Annotated in this window: 24 protein-coding genes and 2 pseudogenes; 9 read left to right on the plus strand and 17 right to left on the minus strand. The window is 75.4% G+C overall.

Annotation, left to right across the window (positions count from 1 at the left end; all coding sequences use genetic code 11):
• A partial coding sequence (locus AB0D10_RS28310; protein ID WP_360261845.1) for an ATP-binding cassette domain-containing protein occupies positions 1-152 on the minus strand: 152 nt, incomplete at its 3' end.
• A 124-nt stretch (positions 153-276) separates the two neighbouring features.
• Between AB0D10_RS28310 and AB0D10_RS28315 the strand changes: the two genes are divergently transcribed.
• Positions 277-1467: a sensor histidine kinase gene (locus AB0D10_RS28315; RefSeq protein ID WP_360261763.1), complete on the plus strand. Its 1191-nt coding sequence runs from the start codon at positions 277-279 to the stop codon at positions 1465-1467.
• Positions 1464-2174: a response regulator transcription factor gene (locus AB0D10_RS28320; RefSeq protein ID WP_360261765.1), complete on the plus strand. Its 711-nt coding sequence runs from the start codon at positions 1464-1466 to the stop codon at positions 2172-2174. The genes AB0D10_RS28315 and AB0D10_RS28320 overlap by 4 nt, the downstream gene beginning before the upstream one ends.
• A gap of 40 nt (positions 2175-2214) precedes the next feature.
• Here AB0D10_RS28320 and AB0D10_RS28325 read toward each other — a convergent pair whose 3' ends face one another.
• From AB0D10_RS28325 to AB0D10_RS28340, 4 genes are all read right to left on the minus strand, one after another.
• Entirely contained in the window at positions 2215-3054 is an 840-nt protein-coding gene (locus AB0D10_RS28325; RefSeq protein ID WP_360261767.1) for an SAM-dependent methyltransferase, read from the minus strand.
• 174 nt (positions 3055-3228) lie between these two features.
• Positions 3229-3978: a hypothetical protein gene (locus AB0D10_RS28330; protein ID WP_360261769.1), complete on the minus strand. Its 750-nt coding sequence runs from the start codon at positions 3976-3978 to the stop codon at positions 3229-3231.
• Positions 3979-4272: 294 nt separating this feature from the next.
• Entirely contained in the window at positions 4273-5274 is a 1002-nt protein-coding gene (locus AB0D10_RS28335; RefSeq protein ID WP_360261771.1) for a DUF1648 domain-containing protein, read from the minus strand.
• Positions 5271-5618 (minus strand): GntR family transcriptional regulator, encoded by a 348-nt coding sequence (locus AB0D10_RS28340; RefSeq protein ID WP_360261773.1) that lies wholly within the window; start codon positions 5616-5618, stop codon positions 5271-5273. The genes AB0D10_RS28335 and AB0D10_RS28340 overlap by 4 nt, the downstream gene beginning before the upstream one ends.
• 226 nt (positions 5619-5844) lie before the next feature.
• Between AB0D10_RS28340 and AB0D10_RS28345 the strand changes: the two genes are divergently transcribed.
• Positions 5845-6393 carry a universal stress protein gene (locus AB0D10_RS28345; RefSeq protein ID WP_360261775.1) on the plus strand — a complete coding sequence of 183 codons (549 nt, stop codon included), beginning with the start codon at positions 5845-5847 and terminating at the stop codon, positions 6391-6393.
• A 6-nt stretch (positions 6394-6399) separates the two neighbouring features.
• Entirely contained in the window at positions 6400-6816 is a 417-nt protein-coding gene (locus AB0D10_RS28350; RefSeq protein WP_360261777.1) for a hypothetical protein, read from the plus strand.
• Between the two features lie 563 nt (positions 6817-7379).
• Here AB0D10_RS28350 and AB0D10_RS28355 read toward each other — a convergent pair.
• Positions 7380-7719, minus strand: a pseudogene (locus AB0D10_RS28355) (RNHCP domain-containing protein).
• Between the two features lie 27 nt (positions 7720-7746).
• Between AB0D10_RS28355 and AB0D10_RS28360 the strand changes: the two are divergent.
• Positions 7747-8265 (plus strand): DinB family protein, encoded by a 519-nt coding sequence (locus tag AB0D10_RS28360; RefSeq protein ID WP_360261779.1) that lies wholly within the window; start codon positions 7747-7749, stop codon positions 8263-8265.
• Between the two features lie 65 nt (positions 8266-8330).
• On the opposite strand, the pseudogene AB0D10_RS28365 reads toward AB0D10_RS28360, so the two are convergent.
• Both AB0D10_RS28365 and AB0D10_RS28370 read right to left on the minus strand, forming a co-directional pair.
• Positions 8331-8968 (minus strand): annotated as a pseudogene (locus AB0D10_RS28365) (transposase).
• A 217-nt stretch (positions 8969-9185) separates the two neighbouring features.
• Positions 9186-10193, minus strand: a complete 1008-nt coding sequence (locus AB0D10_RS28370; protein ID WP_360261781.1) for a trypsin-like peptidase domain-containing protein — start codon at positions 10191-10193, stop codon at positions 9186-9188.
• Positions 10194-10361: 168 nt separating this feature from the next.
• On the opposite strand from AB0D10_RS28370, the gene AB0D10_RS28375 reads away from it, so the two are divergent.
• Positions 10362-11447 (plus strand): Clp protease N-terminal domain-containing protein, encoded by a 1086-nt coding sequence (locus tag AB0D10_RS28375; protein WP_360261783.1) that lies wholly within the window; start codon positions 10362-10364, stop codon positions 11445-11447.
• On the opposite strand, the gene AB0D10_RS28380 is transcribed toward AB0D10_RS28375, so the two are convergent.
• Complete coding sequence (locus tag AB0D10_RS28380) at positions 11432-11593, minus strand: hypothetical protein (RefSeq protein WP_360261785.1); 162 nt, start codon at positions 11591-11593, stop codon at positions 11432-11434. The genes AB0D10_RS28375 and AB0D10_RS28380 overlap by 16 nt on opposite strands.
• Before the next feature lie 152 nt (positions 11594-11745).
• Positions 11746-12162, minus strand: a complete 417-nt coding sequence (locus AB0D10_RS28385; RefSeq protein WP_360261787.1) for a DUF3592 domain-containing protein — start codon at positions 12160-12162, stop codon at positions 11746-11748.
• A 138-nt stretch (positions 12163-12300) separates the two neighbouring features.
• Between AB0D10_RS28385 and AB0D10_RS28390 the strand changes: the two genes are divergently transcribed.
• The gene (locus tag AB0D10_RS28390; RefSeq protein WP_360261788.1) at positions 12301-13335 is read left to right on the plus strand and encodes a right-handed parallel beta-helix repeat-containing protein; all 1035 of its coding nucleotides are present in this window, start codon (positions 12301-12303) and stop codon (positions 13333-13335) included.
• Positions 13336-13364: 29 nt separating this feature from the next.
• Here the strand turns inward: AB0D10_RS28390 and AB0D10_RS28395 are convergent, their stop codons facing one another.
• The 5 genes from AB0D10_RS28395 to AB0D10_RS28415 all read right to left on the minus strand — a co-directional run bounded on the left by AB0D10_RS28395 (position 13365) and on the right by AB0D10_RS28415 (position 17976).
• Positions 13365-14630, minus strand: a complete 1266-nt coding sequence (locus AB0D10_RS28395; RefSeq protein WP_360261789.1) for an FAD-dependent oxidoreductase — start codon at positions 14628-14630, stop codon at positions 13365-13367.
• Between the two features lie 137 nt (positions 14631-14767).
• Complete coding sequence (locus AB0D10_RS28400) at positions 14768-15199, minus strand: nuclear transport factor 2 family protein (protein ID WP_360261790.1); 432 nt, start codon at positions 15197-15199, stop codon at positions 14768-14770.
• 7 nt (positions 15200-15206) lie between these two features.
• Positions 15207-16010, minus strand: a complete 804-nt coding sequence (locus AB0D10_RS28405) for an MBL fold metallo-hydrolase (RefSeq protein WP_360261791.1) — start codon at positions 16008-16010, stop codon at positions 15207-15209.
• 85 nt (positions 16011-16095) lie between these two features.
• Positions 16096-16662, minus strand: a complete 567-nt coding sequence (locus AB0D10_RS28410; RefSeq protein ID WP_360261792.1) for a hypothetical protein — start codon at positions 16660-16662, stop codon at positions 16096-16098.
• 27 nt (positions 16663-16689) lie between these two features.
• Positions 16690-17976 (minus strand): MFS transporter, encoded by a 1287-nt coding sequence (locus AB0D10_RS28415; RefSeq protein WP_360261793.1) that lies wholly within the window; start codon positions 17974-17976, stop codon positions 16690-16692.
• 223 nt (positions 17977-18199) lie between these two features.
• Between AB0D10_RS28415 and AB0D10_RS28420 the strand changes: the two genes are divergently transcribed.
• Together AB0D10_RS28420 and AB0D10_RS28425 are read left to right on the plus strand one after the other, a co-directional pair.
• Positions 18200-19297, plus strand: a complete 1098-nt coding sequence (locus AB0D10_RS28420) for a DUF5937 family protein (RefSeq protein ID WP_360261794.1) — start codon at positions 18200-18202, stop codon at positions 19295-19297.
• Positions 19298-19349: 52 nt separating this feature from the next.
• The gene (locus AB0D10_RS28425; RefSeq protein WP_360261795.1) at positions 19350-20222 is read left to right on the plus strand and encodes a PhzF family phenazine biosynthesis isomerase; all 873 of its coding nucleotides are present in this window, start codon (positions 19350-19352) and stop codon (positions 20220-20222) included.
• Between the two features lie 169 nt (positions 20223-20391).
• Here the strand turns inward: AB0D10_RS28425 and AB0D10_RS28430 are convergent, their stop codons facing one another.
• On the minus strand, positions 20392-20745 hold the full coding sequence (locus tag AB0D10_RS28430; RefSeq protein WP_360261796.1) for a ferredoxin: 354 nt from the start codon (positions 20743-20745) through the stop codon (positions 20392-20394).
• Positions 20742-21962 (minus strand): cytochrome P450, encoded by a 1221-nt coding sequence (locus AB0D10_RS28435; RefSeq protein ID WP_360261797.1) that lies wholly within the window; start codon positions 21960-21962, stop codon positions 20742-20744. The genes AB0D10_RS28430 and AB0D10_RS28435 overlap by 4 nt, the downstream gene beginning before the upstream one ends.
• Between the last annotated feature and the right edge of the window lie 396 nt (positions 21963-22358).

The following is a 22358-nucleotide window of genomic DNA, read 5'->3' on the forward strand; positions in this document are numbered from 1 at the left end:
ATCATCCGCAGGGTGGTGGACTTGCCGGCGCCGTTGGGGCCGAGGAAGCCGGTGACGGTGCCCGGCCGGACGGTGAAGGTGAGGCGGTCGACGGCGGCCCGTGCGGTGGTGCCGCGGCCGTAGCGTTTGGTCAGCTCGATGAGTTCGATCACGGGATCCACGGTGCCGGGGCACGGGCCGCGGCACATCGGACCGGTGTCGACAGCGGGTGCCACCCCCGGCCGTACAACCACGGGTGGATGACGGCTCGTCGGCCCGCCGTTACGATCTTGAACCATGTCCACGACCCCCGCTCCGCCGCTGTTCCGGCGCCTCCCACCCGAGGCGTGGGTCGGGCTCGCCTGGTGCGTGGCCGTCGCCTACCCCGCCGTCCGGCTCGGCGGCGGCGCCGCGCAGCACCACGGCGCCGCCGCGCACGGCGGCTGGGCGTTCACGCTCGCCGACACGGGGGTGGCCTTCGCCGGCGCCGCGCTGGTGCGCCGGCTCCCGGTGCCGGCGGTCGCGCTGCTGCTGATCGCCGCCTGGACCGAGACCGACGGCTGGGCCGGGGGAACCCAGGTGCCGCCCGGCGCGCTGCTCGCCGTGGACACCGCGCTCTGCCTGATCACCGCCACCCGGCCGCGCCGCACCTCGCGGGCGGTGTTCGCCCTGGTCATGGGCTTCCTGGTACTGCACATCGGCCTGGTGCGGGGCAACACCGTCGGAATTTTCACCGGCACCCACATCGGCTCCGCCGATGGCGCCGCCCTGCTCGCCCTGGTCGCCTGGCTGGTCGGCCGCTCGGTGCGGCAGAACCGGGAGCACGCCGAGGCGCTGAGCAGCCGGGCGGCCGACGAGGCGGTCACCGCAGAACGGCTGCGGATCGCCCGGGAGATGCACGACACCGTCGCGCACAGCCTCGGTATCGTCGCCCTGCAGGCGGGCGCCGCCCGCCGGGTCATCGACAGCCGGCCCGAGCGCGCCAAAGCGGCGCTGGGCGAGATCGAGACCGCCGGGCGGGACACCCTGGCCGCGCTGCGCCGGATGCTCGTCGTCCTGCGGCGGGCCGCCGGCGAGACCTCGGCCACCGTGCCGCAGGGTCTGGCCGACCTCGACCGGCTGGCCGGGGCGACCACCGCTGCGGGCGTACGGGTGGAGGTCCGGCGGCACGGCGAACAGCGGCCGCTGCCACCGGAGATCGACCTCGCGGCCTTCCGGATCATCCAGGAGTCGGTCACCAACGTCGTCCGGCACGCGGACTCCGGCGCCTGCGTCGTCTCCGTCGACCACCGGACGGCCGGGGAGCTGTCCGTCGAGGTCACCGACCGGGGCCGGGGGCGCGGCACCGACCCGGGCAGCGGCTTCGGGCTGGCCGGGCTGCGCGAGCGGGTCACCCTGCTGCACGGCGAGTTCGACGCCGGGCCGCGCGCCGACGGCGGCTTCCGGGTTGCCGCCCGGCTGCCGGTCCCGGTGGAGGTGGGACCGTGATCCGGGTCGTGCTGGCCGACGACCAGCCGCTGGTGCGGGCCGCGTTGGAGATGGTCATCGCGGAGACCACCGACATCGAGGTGGCCGGTGAGGCGGGCGACGGGGCCGAGGCCGTCCGACTGGCCGCCGAACTGCGCCCGGACGTCGTGGTGATGGACATCCGGATGCGCCCCCAGCCCGGCGGCGGGGAGACGCCCCCGGTCCTGGACGGCATCGAGGCCACCCGGCTGGTGACCGCCGCCGGCGGCCCGACCAGGGTGGTCGTGCTCACCACCTTCGACGAGGACGAGCACGTCTACGCGGCCCTGCACGCCGGGGCGTCCGGCTTCCTGGTCAAGGACATGGCGCTGGACGACATCCTCGGCGCGGTACGGGTGGTCGCCGCCGGGGAGGCCCTGATCGCGCCGAGCGTCACCCGGCGGCTGATCGGCGCGTTCGTCGCCGGCCGGCCGCCGGAGCAGGTGACCGGGAGGGGGGCGCACGACGGAGCCGTCCGCCGGCTGGAGGTGATCACCGGGCGCGAGCGCGAGATCCTCACGTTGGTCGGCCGGGGCCTGTCCAACACCGAGATCGCCGCCGAGCTGGTGCTCAGCATCGCCACCGTCAAGACCTATATGACCCGGCTGCTCGCCAAGCTCGACGCCCGCGACCGGGTGCACCTGGTCATCCTGGCCTATGAGGCGGGCCTGGTCTCCGTCGCCGGCTGAGCTCCGACGGACGGCGCGGGCCCGCCCCCCTCGGCGCCGCTCAGCGCTTGACCGCGACGCCCGCGTACATCGCGATGTCCCGGTCGCGCACGGGCGCGGCACCGGCGTCCGGGCGCCAGTGGTGGACCAGGGTGACGCCCGGGTCGAGCAGCTCGAAGCCGTCGAAGAAGGCCTCCGTCTCGGCCTTGTCGCGGATCTGCAGCGGGATGCCGCGCGCGTTGTACTCCCGGCCGACGCCGCCCACGCCCACCGGGTCGGTGTCACCGGTGAAGACGGTCAGGGCGAGGAAGCTGCCCGGCGCCAGGGCGTCCATGAAGCGGCGCACGATGCCCTGCGGGTCGTCCTCGTCCAGCACGAAGTGGACGATGGCGATCAGCGACAGTGCCACCGGCTGCGAGAGGTCGAGCACCTCGCGCAGCCGGGCGTTGCCGATGATCGATTCCGGGTCGCGGAAGTCGGCGTCCACGTAACAGGTGCGGCCCTCGGGCGTGCTGTCCATCAGCGCACGCGCGTGGGTCAGCACGATCGGGTCGTTGTCCACGTACGCGACCCGGGCCCCGGGCGCGATCCCCTGGGCGATCTCGTGCACGTTCGGCGAGGTGGGGATGCCGGTGCCGATGTCCAGGAACTGCCGCACGCCGTACTGCTCGGTGAGGTGGCGCACCGAACGCTGCATGAAGTCGCGGGTGGTGCGCATCGAGATCGGCAGCGACGGCCAGGCCTGCACCGAGGCGTGCGCGGCGACCCGGTCCGCCTCGAAGTTGGTCTTGCCGCCGATGAGGTAGTCGTAGACCCGGGCGGAGTGCGGGACGTCCATCCGCAGGTCCACCGACGGGTAATCCTGCTGCGGGCCTCGCTCCGCCCGGACCTCGTTCGCCATGCTCGCCCTCCCGTTGGGGATCCGTCACCGGCCGCCGCGGTGGCGGTCCTTGGTGCGCATGGTAACGGTCGTCCGGTACGACGAGATGACAGGGCCTCAGTCTCGCGCCCCGACGGCCCGGGGCCCCGACGGCCCGGGTCCGGGTGGTCGGGCCCGGGCCCTCGGGGCCCGCCGTCACGCCGGGGCCTCCGGCTGGACCGCCTCCGTCACCGCGCCGCCCGGCTGCCGCGGCACGACGGCCCGGTCGGAGTCGCCCCGGTGATGCGCGGCCAGTTCGCGCGCGGCCCCGATCCAGGCCGCACCGAACGACCACGTCGCCAGCCACTCGCTCAGGTACAGCGGCCGCACCGCCCAGTCGTCGCCGACGCCCGTCGCCCCGGCCGCGACGGAGAGCAGCAGGGCGACCAGGATCAGCACCCCCGCCGCCAGGTAGGCCGCGCCGACCCGGGCCGGCTGGGTCGACCGGGGATTGCGGAAGGAGTAGAGGCAGAACATCGCCAGCATGACGAACAGCAGGCTCGCGAAGACCAGGTGCAGCACCCCGACGGTGCGCTGGAGGGCCGACGCGTCCGACGGGGACGTCGGGCACAGCGCCACCCCGAGTGCGAAGACCCCGGCGGCCGAACTCCACCGGTCGTCCCGGCGGTCGAAGCGGTAGCAGATCAGGAACACCCCGAGCGCGCACAGGGCGCCGACGAAGACGTTCCGCGTGCCGGTGTAGTACGAGGCGCTCATCGAGCCCGGCCAGAAGCCGTCCGTGCTGCGCCCCGTCACCTCGGCGGCCAGCCAGTTGCCGAACGGCAGGGCCGGCGGCAGCAGGATGCCGATCAGGCCGACGCCGAGACGGAGGAATGTGACGGTCCGTTCGTCCTGGACGCCCCGCCGGGCGCCAGGGGAGTTCTGCGCGCGTGAGTCGTGGGTCACGGACGCCTCCTTGCATGCGTACGGGCGCGGGCGCCCGCGGACTTCTCGGGCCGCGTGGGGACAGGGCGGATCGGCACCGACGGGCACCACCTCACCTGAACGACCGTCAGCTTGTGTACCCGCAAAGACGTTCGGAGCACCACCGAATCGGGTGGTTTACCGGCCGGGCCGGCCCCCGGGATTCCCCCGGTGACCAGCGTCGATCAGGCCGCCCCCGGCGGCCCGGCCCGACCCGGCTGCCCGTCGCGGTTGCCCGACCCGGCTGCCCGTCGCGGGCGCCCGCCGCGGCGGACCTTACTGACCGGCCGGCTGCCCGGTGCGCGCGATCAGCGCGTTGAGCAGGGCGGCGCCGCGCTCGGCGTCGTCGACACTGACCGCGAAGTCGGTGCCCCGGCGGGTGCGCACCACCAGGCAGCCGCCGCCGCGCAGCATCACCGTGGTGCCGAGCCGGTTGATCCGGTAGCCCCAGCCGCCCGCCTGCGCGGCGGTGCGGTGCTCGGCGCGGGCCGAGGCGAGGTCGGCGGGGGACCAGTGCCGGGCCGGCCGGCCGAACGGGCCGAACCCGACGGTCAGGCCCCGCTCGGTCACCCGGGCCTGGACCGAGGAGCAGGCGAGGACGGCGACCGCGGGAAGCGCGAACGGCAGGACGAACGACCAGTCCAGCCCGGCCAGTCCGCTCGCGGCCGCCAGCACGCCCACGGCGGCGGCCAGCCCGAGGACGACGGCCAGCAGCTGCAGCCACGGGTTCGCGGCCCGCGACAGCCAGACGAACCGCTCGCCCTCCGGTACGTCCAGCACCGGCGCCCCGGCGTCCGGCCCCTTCCCGGCCGGGCCGCGGAGCTTGCGGCCCGACAGCCAGGCCAGCGCCCCGGCGGTGGCCGTGGCCGCGAGTACCAGGACCACCTCGATGCCCATCGGCGCGGCGTCCTGCCAGCGGGCGCGGTCCAGGTTCGCGTGCACGATGGCGGTCTGCGCACCCGTCAGCAGCACCCCGCCGGCCACCAGCGCCGCCGCCCCGCTGCCGGGCGACCGCTCGGCGCAGTACCGCTGCAGCAGCGCGGCGACCAGCACCAGGACCAGCCAGATGCCCGCCGGGAACAGCGCGGCCGCCGTCACCGACATCGAGCCGTCCGCGGCCCGGCCGCCCCAGTGGGTGGCCAGCGGGTCCGGCAAGCGGTGGCGCGCCACCAGCGGCAGCGCGACCAGCAGCGCCGTCACGCCGAGCGACCAGGCCGCCGCCCCCCACCACGCGCCCCGGTGGGCCGGCTTCGCCGGCTGTGATCCTTCGTCCGTCACGACATCCCCCTGATCATGTCCACGAGATCGTTCCTGCTGTAGCCGAACCGGGCCGCGTCCTCCACCAACTGCCGTACTCGCTCGGCAAGTTCGGAGCGGGTATCGGCGCCGGCCGCGATCGTGATGCCGCGGCCCCGACGGAACTCCAGCACCCCCTCGTCGCGCAGCGTCCGCAGTCCGCGCAGCACGGTGTTGGTGTTCACGCCCAGCGCCCGGGACAGCTCCCGGGCGGGCGGCAGTTTGTCCCCGGGGGCGCACTCGCCCTCGGCGACGGCGCGTCGGATCGCCCCCGCGACCTGTTCGTGCAGTGGTCGGGTGTCCCCGACGTCCAGCTTCAGCAACATGGTGCTACTGACGATAGCACCATGTTGGTCTCGGGGCCGGGGCGCGGTGCCTCCCCACAGGCCGCTCCCGCTCTCGTCGCCGGCCGCTCCGGCTCTCGCCGTATGGGGTGCGTACGGATCGCTCCCCCGGCCGTCAGGGAGGCGTCAAGGAGCAGGGCGGGCGCCCGCCCCGGCGGTTGGGTGGAGAGCACGAGGCATCACGGCACCCACGACACGAGGACGGACCATGCACGGCAGCGGGCGGCAGCAAGGCGGCGCGGCACCCAGGGTGGTGGTCGGGGTCAGTGGCTCGCTGGGAAGTCTGGCGGCACTGCACCGGGGAGCGGCCGAGGCGTGGGAGCGGGGAGCGGAACTGCTGCCGGTCCTGGCCTGGGAGCCGCCGGGCGGCGAGTTCGGCTACCGGCGGTCGCCCTGCCCGCCGCTGCTCGCCGCCGTCCGGGACGCCGCCGAACAGCGCCTGCGCACGGCCCTCGACGAGGCCTTCGGCGGCGCCGACCCCGGGGTGCCGCTGCGCCCGGTGGTGATCCGGGGCGAGACCGGACCGGCGCTGGTCGACGTCGCCGACCGGCCCGGCGACCTGCTGGTCCTCGGGCGGGGTGGCGGCCTGCTGCGCCGCAGGCTGCGGCGTTCGGTGTCCGCGTACTGCGCGCGGACGGCGGGCTGCCCGGTGCTCACCGTGCCCACCCCCGAACTCCTCGCCGAACTGCGCCAGCTGGAGGCGAGTCACCGGCGCTGGGCCCGGCCCGAAGCCGAACTCCTCCCGGTGCGGGGGTAGTCCGCGATGCGGATGTACTCGGCCCGCCCGGGTGGCACCCGCTACCACCCCGTGCCGGCGCGGCCGTCGGCCGGCACCTCGGGCACGCTCGCCCTGCTCGCGGGCGGCGCGCCGGCGCTCGGACTCGGCGGATTCGGCGCACTGCACTCCGGACGCCCCGCCTTCGTCGCCTATCTGGCCCTGCGCGGCCTGGTCGGCGCCTTCTCCCGGCCGCGGGCCGCACCGCTGGTCGGTCTGGCCGGGTGGCTGTGCGGCAACGCCCTCGCCGAGCACCACCACGCCGAACTCGGCTGGTCCGGCATCCGGTGGGAGGGCGGCCACTACGCGGTGTTCACCGCCGCCGCCCTGCTGCTCGCCGTGCCCGCGGCGCTGCCGCGACGCACCGTACGGGTCTCCGTGGTGCGTCTCGACCGGCCGCACTGAGGCCTCCCCGGACGGCCCCCGTCGCCCCCGGCGGCGGGCCGCACCGGGGGCCGGGGGCTCCGGCCGGTACTCCGGAGCCCCCGGCGACCCGGCGAGGGGACGGGCGGGCGGGTGCGCGGAGCGGTCGCCGGTTCGGACAGCGGGGCCCGTCCGGGTGGACGGACCCCGCCGCGACCGGCTCCGCGCGCCCGGCCGGCTACCGGCCGAGCAGGACGCGGCCGGCCATCCGGGTGTCCCGGGGGGCCCGAGGGCGAGCCGGACCGGCGCGAGGACGTTGTCGTCGTCGGCGATCCGCTCGGGGCTCGACTCCGTTCAGGACAGGCCATGGCGGATGACCGGCCGCCCGCCGTCCGGGCGGCCGGCCAGGCAGATCGGGCCGTGGTTGCGGTGGGCGGTGCCAGGGCGTCCGACGGCAGCCGACGCAGCGGAACCCGCGCGCCCGGTGGCCGCCCCGACGGTGCGGGACGTCCTGGTGCCGCTGTCGGCGGCGTTGTGGCCGGCCGTCGCCGGCGCTGTTCGTGCGTCGGGGCATCGACGGGTCCTCCCTCCTCCCGGCGGGCGCGTCAGGAAGTGCCGAACGCTTCGAGCGGGAAGGGCGGTCGGGCGAGCGGCCGGACGGCCGGCCGGATCAGGACGAGCCGGTTGTCGTCCGTGCAGGCCGGCATGGACGTCAGTGCGTCGCAGCGCACGCCACGGCGGACGACCGTCCGGTCGCCGGTGCGCAGCACGGCGTCGGCGATCGGCGACATCCGGCCGTGGCAGTCGCCCGGACGGTCACCGACGTGGTCGAGGGCGTGCCGGGACTGCGGGCAGGACGGGCCGTTGGTTGCGCCGCGTGCCGTCGGCGGCGTACACGGTGACGGCCGAACCGCAACAGGCGCAGGCAGTGCAGCGGCAGGAGATGTGACACGCTGTGGCAAACTCGGCGTCATGATCGCCCCCCTGCCCGAGCCGAGCACGCAACTCTCCGACCCCGGCACCCTGTTGCTGGATTACCTCGACTACTACCGCTCCGCGATCGGAGCCAAGATCGAGGGACTGTCCGACGAGGACCTGCGCACCAGCCGCCTCCCCTCCGGCTGGACGATGCTCGAACTCCTCAAGCACCTCGTCCACATGGAGCAGCGCTGGCTGCGATGGGGATTCCGCGCCGAGCCGGTCCCGGCCCCCTGGGGCGACCGCGGTCCGGAGGGCCGCTGGCACGTCACCCCGCAGGAGAGCGCCGCCGACCTCCTCGCCGCCCTGCGTGCCGGTGGCGAGTACACCCGGGCCGTCGCCTCGGGAACGCCCCTGTCCGCCGTCGCCGCAGCCGGCGGCCGCTTCCCCGACGATGGCCCCGAGCGCGCCACCCTGGGCTGGATCCTGTTCCACGTCCTCCAGGAGTACGCCCGCCACGCGGGCCACCTCGACATCGTTCGCGAACTCACTGACGGCGCCACCGACGAGTGACACCCGCGCACAGGAAGTCGGCGCCGCCGACTTCCTGTGCCACCGCCCTACCTGGTAGGGCTTGGTCAGGTTCGTATGAGTGCGGGTATGTCGCGGCGGCCGGTCCCGCTGCAGGACGGGGTGAACGGCCGCGCGGAGCCCGGCTGGGCACTGAGTGTGGTGGAGATTCCCACCACGTAGCTCAGCCCGCGCTCGCCCAGACCCAGGCGGAACGCCACCGCGTCGCCGTAGCCGGCATCCGCGACGACGAGCGGGACGTGGACGCCCCAGGAGCGGGTCTCATCGACCATGTCCAGGGCGAGTTGCCCTTCTCCACATGGCCCAGGTCCGCGGGAATCCGGCAGCGCTCGCGGCGGGCCACCTTCGCGGGCTCGGCCTTCTCGGAAGTCGGGTCCCAGGGCTTGGGGAGGAACAGTCGCCAGTCGACGGCGGTGGAGGCACGGTCGGTGGCCAGGTGCAGGGAGACGCCCACTTGGCAGTTGGTAACCTTGCCGGCGGTGCCGGTGTACTGCCGCGACACGCTGGCAGAGGCATCGCCGTCCTTGAGGAAACCGGTGTCGTCGATGATCAGCGCCGTCGGGTTCAACTCGGTCTGCATCTTCCACGCCAGCCGGGCCCGCACATGCGCCGGGTCCCACGGGCTGCTGGTCACGAAGTGCGCGAGCGCCTGCCGGTTGCCGTCCTCGCCCAGCCGGGCCGCCATCGGCTCCACCGACTTGCGCCCGCCGTCCAGCAGCAGTCCACGCAGTTAGACCTGCCCCCAGCGGCGCTGATCGTTGCGGGTGAACGCCTCGAACAGCTCCGCCGTGAACGCTTCCAGGCCCTCTCGGACCTCAGCCATCTCCCCGGGTGTCACACACCCTCAACGACACAACCCGCCAAAGGACACGCCCAACCACAACGAACCTGACCAAGCACTACTAGTCGTCCGACGGCAGTTCGGTCGGGACGGCGATCACGTCGACGAGGGCTTGGCCGCGCAGCACCGTGAGCGCCAGCGGGCTGCCGATCGCGTCGGCCAGCATCAGGTGCTGCAGGGCTTGGGCGCTGCTCGTCGGCTCTCCGGAGGCGGTGAGCAGCAGGTCGCCCTCGTGCAGTCCGGCGCGGTCGGCGGGGGCGCCGGGGACCACCTCGACGATCCGCAGGCCGGTGCGCTGCCCGGTGCGGTCGTGCAGGGCGGGCGGCAGCGGGGCGGGCACCCCGGCGAGGCCCAGGTAGGCGCGGCGGATCCGGCCGTCGGTGAGCAGGGTGGCGACGATCTGTCGGCTGGTGGCGTCGATCGGCACGGCCAGGCCGAGCCCGTTCCCGGCCACCGCCGTGGTGATCCCGACGACCTCGCCGTTCGCGGTGACCAGCGCGCCGCCGGAGTTGCCGGGGTTGAGGGCGGCGTCGGTCTGGACGACGTTGTCGATGACGCGCACGGTGCTGCCGGAGCGGGCCGGGAGCGAGCGGCCGAGGGCGCTGACCACGCCCGCCGTGACCGTCCCGGCCAGCCCGAGCGGGTTGCCGACGGCGACGACCAACTGGCCGACCTTCAGGGCGGTCGCCTCGCCGAGCCGTACCGGTGCGGGGGTCGGACCGTCGGCGCGCAGCACGGCCAGGTCGGAGAACGGATCGGCACCGATGGTGTGGAACGGGCAGGTGGTCCCGTCGGCGAACGCCAGCGTCCCGGCGTCGGCGTGGCCGACCACGTGGGCGTTGGTGAGCAGGAAGCCGTCGTCGGTGAAGACCACCGCCGAGCCGAGCGCGGTGCTGAACCAGCCGCCCCGGCCGCGTCGTGGCACCTGGAGCGAGGCGACGCGCGGGGTCACCGCGGCGGCCACGGTCGTGACGATCCGCGAGTAGGCGTCCAGCGCCTCCGAGGTCCCGTCGTCGAGGTGCGTGTCGTCGTCGGGGGCGTGTTCGGGCCCGGGGAGCGTGTCGGCCACGGTGCTCACCCCTTTCGCCGGCGCGGGTTCTGCCGCTCCCAACAACGCCGTGGTGCAGATGCTTCCGCCGTCGGCTCGCGGCGGTGCCGAGGCGTGCAGGGCCGACTACAAAGGACAGGCAAAGCAAGCGTATGGTGTGGGCAAAGCCACCTGGGCGGGGAGGGCCTGATGGAGACCACGCTGGAAGCGGACTGGCGCACGCTCGACGTCACGGGCGACGGTCGGCTCGGGACGGAGCACCTGCTGGCCGCGGTGGCGGGGGCGAGCGGCCCGGCCGGTGCCGCGCTGACCGCCGCCGGAGTCGCCGAGGGGGACCTGCGGGCCCTGCTGCGCGAGCGAGCCCACGGGCACGGCGCGGGCTGGGGCGCGGACGACGGGGCGGAGAGCGGGGTGCCCGCCCGGGAGGTCCTCGGCTCGACCGGGGCCCCGGACCTCGTCCTGACCGGCGCCGCCGCCCGCGTGCTGTCCGCCGCGGTGGCGCAGGTGCGGCGCGACGGCGGGCGGAAGCTCACGGCCGAGCACGTCCTGCGCGCCCTGCTCGCCGACGATCGCACCAGGGCCGCCGAACTGCTGCGTGCGGCGGGCGTCGTACCGTCGGCGGTCCGGGAGCGGCTGGACGGCGTGGCCGGCGGCCTCGATCCGCTGCTGCTCCCCACCCGGGACACGCTGCTCGGCCGCCGGTCGCACCGGCTCCCGCGCTGGCGGCGGATGGTGCGGTCCGGCACGGCCGGACCGGCGGCGTCCTCCGCGGACTGGATCCGGCGGGAGACGGACGACCAGGCCCGGCGCCTCGGCCGCCGCACGCCCGGTACGGAGCACGTCCTGCTCGCCGTCCTGGCCGTCCACGAGGTCCTGCGGCACGAGCCGCAGCCGGACGTGGACGACGCCGGGGGAGAGCTGCTGGCCTGGCTCGGCTTCGACTACGCCCGGGTCCGGGTGGCCGTCACCGCGGGGACGGTCGCGCTCCCGGCCGACCCGCGTTCCGTCGAGACCTACCTGGCCGGCGCGGCCCCCGGCCCGCTGGTGCGGGTGCTCCTCGACGAGGACACCCGGGCCCGGCGGCTGGCCGAGGCGCTGCGAGCAGGCGGCGTCGGGGCGGACGTGGCGGGGGTGGCTATGGCGGGGGCCGACGGCCGGACCGGGGGCGGCCGGACCGCAGACGCAGTGGCCCGCCCCGCCGGGTGGCAGGACGGGTGGTCGGACAGGCGGCAGGACGGACCCGGGCGGTGGCCGGAGGGTCAGCGCGTGGTGTAGCCGCCGTCGTCGAAGCGGGTCCGGCCGGTGATCCACCCGCCGTCGGTGGCCGGGAAGGTGACGATCGGCGCGATGTCCTCGGGCCGGTCCCCGCACCAGCAGCCGGTCCGGCTGCGCCTCGAACGCGCCGGCCGCGCCCTGCTCACCGCCCTGCTCGCCACCGACACTCCGATCGCGGCGATCGCCCGGCTGTGCGGCTCCGCCGGCCAGGGCCACCACGCCCGGACCGTGCGCCTGCACGCCGGCCTCACCCCGGCGGGGCTCCGCGCGGGCCGGGAGCGCCGAGGCGCCGAGCGGGTCAGAGCAGCGTCACCGCCAGGCCGACCGCGCCCAGCACCGTCAGCACGCCGAGCGCGAGGAACCCGTACTCCAGCCCCGCCCGCTCCCGCCCGTCCACCAGCACCTGCCGGGGATCGGCGGGGTCGTAGCGGACCGGTACGTAGCGGCCGTCCGGCAGCGGGTGGCGGGCGGTGGACGGGACGGGCGAGAAGACCTCGACCACCCGGCCGTCCGCGGTCTCGAACTGCAGCAGCGGACGCGGCGGCGGGGCGTGGTCCTCGGGCCGCCGGGCGCGGGCCCGCACCAGTGCCGACGCGGGGACGCCGACCCGGCGCAGGCGGCGCAGTTCGCGCAGCCCGACCACCCCGGCGAGATAGGCGACCACGCCGCCCAGCACGCCGAACACCACCACGGCGAACCCGGCCGTGCCGCCCACCGCGCCTCCCTGACCGAAGGGTTCCCCCTGCCGCCCAGTATCGCCCACCGCAGGCGCTCTTGACGCTCCGGAATGGTCCAGTCCACTGTGATCGACGGCATGTTCCTGCCACTCTCGACCGCGTAGGGAGCACCGTCCGTGAAGCCGCAGCCCGTGAACCCGCAGTCCGTGAACCCGCAGTCCGCCGGCCCGAAGCCCAGCCTCCTCCCGGGCGCCGTCCTTACCGCCCTCACCGCGCTCGTCCTCGGCAGCGCCCCCGTCGCGACGGCCGCCCCCGCCGCCCCGGCCGGGACCGTCGTCAAGGTCGCCACCGCCAAGCAGCTCCAGGCGGCGCTCGCCGCCGCCGTACCCGGCCGGACCATCCAGCTCGCCGACGGCACCTACTCCGGTACCTTCAGGGCCACCGTGCCCGGCACCCCCGCCGCCCGGATCACCCTCACCGGATCGGCCAGGGCCGTGCTCACCACCCCGACCGGCGGCGGCTACGGCCTCCACCTCGACGGCGCGAGCTACTGGACCGTCCACGGCCTGACCGTCACCGGCGCCCAGAAGGGCATCATGGCGGACGCCGCGAACTACGTGGTGATCGACGACGTGACGGTCCACCACACCACCATGGAGGGTGTGCACTTCCGCAACTCCAGCGCCCACGGCACGTTGCGCGGCTCGCGCATCCACGACACCGGACTGGCCCGGGACGGCCTGGGTGAGGGCGTCTACGTCGGCACCGCCAACACGCTCGCCGACCGCAGTGACCACGTGCAGATCGTCGGCAACACCTTCGGCCCGAACATCGGCGCGGAGAACGTCGACCTCAAGGAGGGCACCACCGGCGGCCTGGTCTCCGGCAACTCCTTCGACGGCGACGGCCTCACCGGCCGCAACCACGACGACTCCTGGGTCGACGTGAAGGGCAACGACTACGTCATCGAGGACAACACCGGTCGGCGCACCACCGACGACGGCTACCAGACCCACAGCGTCCGGCCGGGCTGGGGCTGCGGCACGGTGTTCCGGGGCAACCGCTCCGACCTCACCGGCGCCACCGGGCCGGACCGCTACGCGATCGACGTGACGAACCACGACGCCGCGACGTGCCCGGTGACGATCGGCGCGGGAAACACCGTCACCGGGGGCCGGGGCCTGGTGAACCCCGGCATCCCCGTCGGCTGACCGCTGCGACTCGCCGCTGCAGCTCGCCGCTACAGGTCGCCGAGCGGCACGTTCGGATCGGCCAGCGCCTTGGTGTCCACCGCCCGCCCGGAGCGCACCAGTTCGCGGATCGGGTCGGTGACGTCCCAGACATTGACGTTCATCCCGGCGAGCACCCGGCCGCCGGACAGCCAGAACGCGATGAATTCGCGGCCGGCCCGGTCGCCGCGGAAGACCACCTGGTCGTAGCCCCCGGGCTCGACGTAGCCGACGTACTCCATGCCGAGGTCGTACTGGTCGGAGAAGAAGTACGGGATCCGGTCGTGGACCGCGTCCGCCTGCCCGAGCAGGGCGCGGGCGGCGGTCTGCGGCTGGTTCAGGGCGTTGGCCCAGTGCTCGACCCGGATGTGCTTGCCGAACAGCGGGTGGTAGGCGTTGGCGACGTCGCCGGCCGCGTAGACGTCCGGGTCCGAGGTGCGCAGGTGCCGGTCGGTCTTGATGCCGTTGTCGACCTCCAGCCCGGCCGCCTCGGCGAGCCCGGTGGCGGGGACGATGCCGATGCCCACGACGACCGCGTCGGCCGCCACCGTCGTCCCGTCGGCGAGCACGACGCCGGTCACCGTGCCGCCGTCGCCGGTCAGTTCGGTCACCTGGACGCCGAAGCGCAGGTCCACCCCGTGCTCCCGGTGGAGGTCGGCGAAGACCTCGGCGACCTCCCGGCCGAGCACCCGCAGCAGCGGCAGTTCGAGCGACTCCAGCACCGTCACCTCGGCGCCGGCCGTCCGGGCCGCGGCCGCCACCTCCAGGCCGATCCAGCCCGCGCCGATCACCACGATCCGGGCGCCTGGCCGCAGCGCCGCCTTGATCCGGTCGCTGTCGTCGACCCGGCGCAGGTACAGCACGCCGTCCTGGTCCGCGCCCGGCACCGGCAGGCGGCGCGGCACCGAGCCGGTGGTCAGCAGCAGCTTCGCGTACTCCACCCGGCCGTCGTCGGCGAGCGTCACGGTGTGCCCGGCCGGGTCGATCGAGGCCACCGCCGTGCCCAGGCGCAGCGTGACGTCGTGCTCGGCGTACCACTGCGGCGGGTGGACGTAGATCTTCTCCCGGGCGTCCTTGCCGAGCAGGTAGCCCTTGGACAGCGGCGGCCGCTCGTACGGGCGCTCGTGCTCCTCGCCGATCAGGACGATGCCGCCCTCCCACCCGGCCCCGCGCAGCGCCTCGGCGGCCTTCGCGCCGCCCAGGGAGGCGCCGACGATCACGATCGGGCGGTCCTGCCCGCCGCCGGTTCCGGTGGTGCCGCTGTCCGTGCCCGCCATGCTCGACTCCTCGTAGTCCGGCCGTGGATGCGGGGCCAGCCTGCCGCCGTCCGGGTGGTGTGTCGAGGCCGCGCCGGGCGCGCCGCGCCACCCTCGCCCGTACGGGTGAACCGGTGGGCCGGGGCGGCGGGCCGCCGCTATGGGGTCATCGCGTCCCTGACCAGCGCGGTGTCGGTGAACTGCTCGAAGCGCACGATCCGGCCGCCGCGCACGGTGAAGTGGTGGGCGACCCGGACCGCGAGCGGTTTTCCGGTGGTCCTGTGGACGGCCGTGTAGCGGGCCAGCACCACGACGTCCTCGCCGTCCACCACGTAGGTGTCGTCGTGCGCCGTCCAGCCGTCCCACTCGGCGGCCAGCCGCTCCATCACGTTGGCGGTGACGCCCTTGGGGGTGCGGTAGGTGCCGGCCAGCGGGAAACCGGCCATCTCGGTCCACTCGACGTCCTCGGCGAGCGTGGCGCGCAGCGCGGCCAGGTCGCCCCGCGCGGAGGCCAGGTACTGGCGGCGGACCACGTCGGCGGGGGCGGTGGACTCGGCGAAGGCGGCGACGTCCCGGGGGATCTCGATCATCGTTCGCTCACCCCCACGCCATCTCGCCCATGACGACCTTGGTGCCGATGTCCACCGCGATCCGCAGCCCCAGCTCCGGGAAGCGGCGCTCCAGCGCCTCCTTGGCGGCGGACGCGTCCGCGGCCCGGCCGATCTCGGTCTCGAAGGCGCGCAGGTAGGCACGGGTGTGGTCGACGGCGTTCAGGTCTGTGGGCGCGCCGGCGACCCGGTGGCCGGCCGCCACCCAGGTCGGGTGGAGCGCCTCGATGCCGTCCAGCAGGTCGATCCAGGCGGCCCGTTGGGCCGGGCCCGGGGTGTCGGCCGTCCACACGTGCAGGCCCTCGAAGAGCAGCACCCCGCCGAGCACGGCGCGGTGGTGGTGCTGCCAGAGGTAGTGCCGGTCCGGGAGGTGGAAGTCGGCGCCGCGCAGCTCGAACCGGTGGCCCTCGAAGACGAGCTCGTCCCCGGGCAGCACCTCCGGCCGGACCAGCCGGGTGGGCAACTCGGGGCCCAGGTGGGACCAGGCGCGCAGCTTGTCGTCGAAGGTCTCCTGGATGTGCTCGACGGTCGAGGCGGTGGCCAGGAAGCGGGCCTGCGGGAAGGCGTCCTGCACTTCCTGGGCGCCGAAGTAGAAGTCCGGGTCGCCGTGGCTGACGAACACGGTGGTGAGCCGCTTGCCGGTGGCCCTGACCCGTTCGACCAGACGGCGGCCGTCGGAGCGGGTGAACCCGGCGTCGACCAGCAGCGCGTCCCGCGGCCCGGTGACCAGGACGGAGGTCTTGTTGAGCGAGCTGTCGGGGCCGTCGACGATCTCGAAGTCGAGTGCGCTCACGTCGGGTTTCCTTCCGCGGGGCCGGGCGTGCCTCGCCGCCAGCATCGGTGCTGGGTGTCGCGCCCGCATCCGGAGGGCGCCGGTGTCAGGCGCGCGTCCAGAGCGTGAGGTCACTGCTGGTGGCCACCGTGAGGGTCCGGCCGGTGGGGGAGAAGCCGGCGGCGCGCAGGGTCGACCAGCCGGAGTCGAAGACCTGCCACCAGCTCTCGCCGTGCTCGCCCTGCCACGGCCCCCGGCCGGTCGCGAGCAGCACCCGGTGGTGCGGCCACTCCGGGGCGGCGACCTCCACGTGCCAGCCGCCCTCGGCGCCGGTGTGCAGACCGCCGCCCCACGACCCGGCCACCGGGATCCGCACGTCCGTGACCTGGCCGAGGCCGGGGCAGCAGAGGTCCGGGCCGTCCGGGTCCTCGTCCGGCTCGTGGTCGCGCGCCAGCTTGAGGCCCGTCACCGCGTCGAACAGGCCGTGGCCGCTGTGCGACACGGTCAGCACCAGGTCGTGCCCGCTCTCCGGGTGGACGGCGAAGCCGATGCCGAGCAGCCCGCCGACCGCGATCGTGCCGTGGCCGACCGGCCGCCACGGCTCCGGCGGAGCGGTCACCGCGGCGGCCAGGATCCGGTCGCGCAGGTGCTGCTGGTACGGGGTCAGGGCCATGGGGCCGATCATCCCACCGGGCCGCTCCTACTGCGCCGGGCCCAGCCGCAGCACCGCCAGCGCTCCCAGCGCGGTGGCGGCGGCGAGCGGCACCCACAGCGCGCCCGGACCGGCCGCGAGCAGCGCCGTCAGCACCGCCGGCGCGGCCGCCCGGCCCACCCCCATCGACAGCTCCCAGCGCGCCAGCGCCCGCCCGAGCAGGTGCGGCGGGGCGACGGCCGCCACCAGCGCCGTCCCCGACCCGGTGTAGAGGATCTCGCCCAGCGTGTACAGCACCGCGACCACCGCGATGCCCGCCGCCCCCGGTGCTCCGCCGAGCGCCCCGGCCGCCCAGAAACCCAGGTACGAGACCGACAGCAGCGCCCCCGAGGCCGCCAGCACGGCCCGCCGCGGACGGTCCGCCAGCCGCAGCACCAGCGCCAGCTGCAGGGCGATCACCAGCACCGTGTTGCCCACGAACAGGCCCGAGGACCAGGCCGGGGACGCGTGCAGCTGCAGCACCAGCAGCGCGGGCAGCGCCACCTCCAGCACGTCGAAGCAGAACGCGTACGGCAGGTTGGCGAGGCTCAGCAGGCTGATCCGGCGCAGCGGTGCGCTCCCCTCCGCGGGGCCGTCCTGCGCCGCCCGCCGCGGAGCCTGTCGGTCGGCCCGCACCCGCAGCGAGCCCACCAGTGCGGCCGCGCCCAGGCAGGCCGCGCCGGTCACCCCGGCCAACAGCCGGATCGCCCCCGCCCCACCGCTCACCGCCACCGTGGCCAGCAGCGCGCCCACGCCCAGCCCCGCGTTGCGCACCGACCGCCCGGCGGCGAGCGCCGCGTCCCGCAGCCGCCCCTGCGTCAGGGTGCTCACCACCGCCGCGTGCGTGGTCGGCCAGGACTGGCTGCCCACCCCGAACAGCACCGCCGCCGCCGTGAACCCCGGCAGGCCGTCGGCGAGCAGCAGCGCCAGCGCGCCCGCCGCCCGCAGCAGGAGGGTGACGGCCGCCGGGAGCGTGCGGGCGCCCCGGTCGATCCAGCGGCCGGTCAGCGGCACCACCAGCAGGCCCGCCACCATCCCGGTCGACAGCGCCAGCCCGACCGCCCTCGCCCCCAGGTGCAGCATGCCGACGCCGTACAGCAGCAGGAACGGCCGCAGCATGCCGCCGCCCACGGCGTCCACCGCCAGCGCGACGGCGTACCGGGGACCGCCGGCGGCGGTCAGCAGGCCCAGCAGCGCGGACGGGCCCCGGCGGCCCGCGCCGATCGGCGGGGCGGGCGGCCCGCCGTCGCGGACGGCGGCGTGGTCATGGACGGACTTCTCCTGGATCAGGCTCATGACCGGTACCGTCCGCCCGGGCCGGGCCCCCTGGCACGTCGATTGACGGTTCCCGTCAATCGGTGGCGGACGTCGCCGGAACGGGTGACAGGATCTGCTGCGTGAGCGAGTGGAGCGCGTGGAAAGCGCGGCACGGGCCGCACGGGCCGTACGGGCCGAACGGACGGACCATCGGGAACGGCGCGCGGGCGGAGGCCCCCGCCGAGAGCAGCAGGGCGGACGCATGAGCGTGACCATCGACATCAGCGGCCTGCCCGACGAGCGCCTGCTCTTCACGCCCTCCCCGCTCGCCGAGCTGAACGCCATGCTGCACGTGCTCGCCGAGCCGGCGCACCACCCCGCGCTGCACGGCTGGGCGAGCAGCACCACCGCGTCGATCCCGCCCGAACTGGCCGAGCGGCTGCTGGAGGCCGACTTCCTCTGGCGCTCCTCGCGCGCCGACTTCCTCGTCCCCGGGCTGCCCGGCGCCACCCTCGCCGAGGAACTCGACGCCGTCGACCGGATCGACGACGAGCTGTTCGTGGCCGGCGCCCTCATCACCACCTGCGGCTCCTCCCGGCTCAACCCGCGCACCGCCTCCCCGCTCACCGACCCCGCCGCCAACGAACGCGCCCGCGAACTCGCCCTCGCCCGCGGCCCCCGGCAGGCCGCGTTCGCCGACCGGCTGCTCGCCGACCCGCCCGCGGTCCGGGCCCTGGTGCGCCGGATGCTGGAGGACTGCGCCTCCGCGTTCTTCACCGACGCCTGGCAGCGCGTGCTGCCCGCCCTCGCCGCCGACGCCCGGCACAAGACCGACCTGCTGGCCCGCCGGGGCCTCGGCGAGACACTGGCCGCCGTCTCCCCGTCCGTCACCCTCGACCAGGGCGGCGACGGGCGGCGACGGATCGTCATCGACAAGCTGCAGGACAGCACCACCAGTGCCGTCGACAGCGGGGGCGTCACCTTCATCCCCACCGCCTTCGGCCGCCCCCACCTGCTGGTGGTCTACGCCCCCGGCTGGCGGCCCGTCCTCCAGTACCCGGTCGCCGAGGCCGGCCTGCCCGAGCCGGTCTCCCTCGCCCTCGTCCAGCAGCGACTGGAGGCGCTCGCCCACCCCGTCCGGCTGCGTCTCGCCCGCACCATGGCCCGCGGCCCGCACACCACCGGCGAACTCGCCTCCGCCTGGCAGCTGAGCGCCCCCGAGGTCTCCCGCCACCTGGCCGTGCTGCGCAAGGCCGGGCTGCTCGCGACCCAGCGGCGCGGGCGGTACATGCTCTACCAGCTGGACCTGGCGGGCAGCGCCCGGCTCGGCTCGGACTTCCTGGAGGCGGTGCTGAGGTGATCCGGCGCGCGCGGGAGGGAACAGCGGCCGGGTGGAACGCGTTCGTCCGGGCATGACCGACGACGCGGCCACCGCCGCCCCCACGCCCGGGATCCTGCGCTACGCCGCCTTCGCCACCCGCCCCGAGGGCGGCAACCCGGCGGGCGTGGTGCTCGACGCCACCGGGCTGACCGACCGGCGGATGCTCGCCCTGGCCGCCGAGATCGGCTACTCCGAGACTGCCTTCCTGACCGCGGGCCCGGCCGAAGGGGCCTACCGGGTGCGGTACTTCAGCCCGCTCGCGGAGGTCCCGTTCTGCGGGCACGCGACGGTCGCCTCCGCGGTCGCCCTCGCCGAGCGCACCGGCCCCGGCCGGTACGTGTTCGTGACGGCTGCCGGTGACGTCCCGGTCGAGGTCGAGCGCGACACCGACGGGCTGCTGCGGGCGACCCTCACCAGCGTCGAACCGAAGGTCGAGGAGGTCCCCGCGGCCGACGTCGAGGAGGCACTGGCCCTGCTCGGCTGGTCCGCCGCCGACCTGGACCCGGCGCTGCCGCCGCGGATCGCCTACGCCGGCGCCCGGCACCTCGTCCTCGCCGTCGGCACCCGCGCGCGACTGGCCCGCCTCGACTACGACTTCGACGGCCTGGCGGACCACATGCGGGCCCGCGACCTCACCACCCTCCAGCTGGTCTGGCGCGAGGCCCCCGAGGTCTTCCACGTCCGCGACCCCTTCCCGGTCGGCGGCGTGGTCGAGGACCCGGCCACCGGCGCCGCCGCGGCCGCCTTCGGCGCGTACCTGCGGGAGCTGGGCGCGGTGGCGGCCCCGGCGGTGCTGACGCTGCACCAGGGCGAGGACCTGGGCCGCCCGGGCGTGCTGCGGGTCGAACTACGGGCGGAGGACGCGCGGGTGCGGGTCTCGGGCACGGCGGTGGCAATCGGCTGAGGCCGAACGTGACCCGGGGTGCGACGCCGGGCGCCGTCAGGACGGGCGTCGGGGCGGTCTGCCGGGGCGGGGCGCCGGCGGGCACCGGGGTGAGGCGTCGACGGGCCGGCTCACCAGCCGGCGGAAGGGCCGAAGGGGATCGATGGGCTCGGCGATCCATGAGCCGGGCTCATCGGTCGGGGGTGTCCGGGGCCCGGTGTCCGGTGGTGCCCGCGCCGCCCGCTGCTCGTGGCGAGCGACGGGCGGCGGGCACCACCGGAGCGGGGCACTCCGCCGGGTCGATCCGGTAGCCGCCGCGGGCCGAGTGGAGGGTGAGCGCCTCGACCGGGCAGAAGTCCACCGCCTCGGCCAGCTCGTCCGTCAACTCCGCTCCGCCGTCGGCGAATGCGGCCAGGGGTGCGGCCAGTCCGTCCGCGCCGAGGGCCAGCGAGTCGGGGGCGCTGAGTGCGCACATCCCGGAGCCGATGCAGCGGTCCCGGTCGACCCGGACGATCACCGGCTCGGTGTCCGCCCGGCCCGTCACCAGGCCACCTGCAGGGAGTTCGGGCTGCGCGTCAGCAGGCCGCGCCGCCAGTCGATCCGTGAGGCCGCGTCGGCGATCCGCAGGGCGGGCAGCCGGCGGGCCAGCCGGTGCAGGGCCAGCTCCAGCTCCATCCGGGCGAGCCAGGCGCCCAGGCAGTGGTGCGGCCCGGCGCCGAAGGTCAGCATGGGTGCGGCCAGCGGGGAGAACAGCTCGGTGCGCAGGTCCCCGGTGAAGACCTCCGGGTCCTGGTTGGCGGCGGCGGTGTCGGCGGCGACCACGCTGCCGGCCGGGATGGACACCCCGCCGATCTCCACGTCCTCGACGGTGCGGCGCATCAGTCCGGGCATGTGCTCGTGGGCGTCGCCGAGCGGAACGGCGCGCAGCAGCTGCTCGGTCGCGGCGGCGGCGCTGGCCTCGTCGGAGGCGAGCTGCTGCCAGGCCTCGCGCCCGTCGCCGAGCAGGTAGACCAGGGCGTTGCCGAGGCTGGTCATGGTGGTCTCGTGACCGGCCACGACGAGGCCGATGACCAGCGCGACCAGCTGGGCCTCGGTGATCGAACCGTCCTCGGCGGCGGCCGCCAGCAGACTGCTGACCAGGTCGTCGCCGGGCTCGGCGCGGCGCTCGGCGATCACCCCGGCGCCGAAGGCGGCGAACTCGGTCATCGCGGTGACGATCGCCTCGGCGGAGTAGGCGGTGGTGGACAGCGCGTGGTCGCTCCAGTGGGCGAGCCGCTTGCCGTCCAGGCTGTCCAGGCCCATCAGCCGGCTGATCACCGCGACCGGCAGCGGGCGGGTGTAGGCGGCGACGATGTCGGCGGGGGAACCGTGGTCGATCAGCTCGTCGATGAGCGACTCGACGACCGAGGCCACCCACGGTTTCCAGCGGGCTATCGCGCGCGGGGTGAAGGCCCGCTGCACGGTGCGACGCAGCCGCTGGTGCTCGGTGCCGTCGATGTTCAGCATGCTCTGCGGGTCGTCCAGGATGTTGGGCGTGACCGTCACCGGCGGCGCGTCCGGCGCGTAGAGCGGGGCGCGGCCCAGGCGGGGGTCCGTCAGCACCTGCCGCACGTCGGCGTGCCGGCTGACCAGCCAGACCGGCGTGCCGGTGGGCAGTGCGGCGAGCCGGGGCGGACCGGGTTCCAGGTGGCGCAGGCAGTGCAGCGGGGGAAGCGGGGCGGTGCCGGTTCCGGCGCCGGTCGCACTGTTCTCGGTGGACATCCGTACTCCAGACTCCAGGGCGATGGACCGCACGAGGCGGTCCGACGGGGGGTGGATCCGAGGATGGCGCGGGGGACGGGTGGTGCGGCCGGCTGGGCGGCTCGACACGGGCCGGGGCGGGTCGGGCATCTGCTGCGGGGTGGCGCGAAATGTGCGGGGGCGTACGGTGGGTACGCGCCGGGCACGGGCGGCGCGCGGTGGCGCGCCGTCGGGTGGGGCGGGTGTGCTGAGCGTGGTCGCGTGGACCGTCTCTGCTACGACCGTACGTGGGCCGCGGGGCGCCCGTCTGCGGGACTTCCAGCCAACACCGGTGCTTTCAGGGCAGTTCGACGCGCGCTGACGGGCGCTCAGCGCCGCCTGTGCGCCCCCGCCGTCGGGGCCGCGGCGAGGTGCCTC

This window comes from Kitasatospora sp. NPDC048545 (assembly GCF_040651155.1).
GTDB lineage: Bacteria > Actinomycetota > Actinomycetes > Streptomycetales > Streptomycetaceae > Kitasatospora.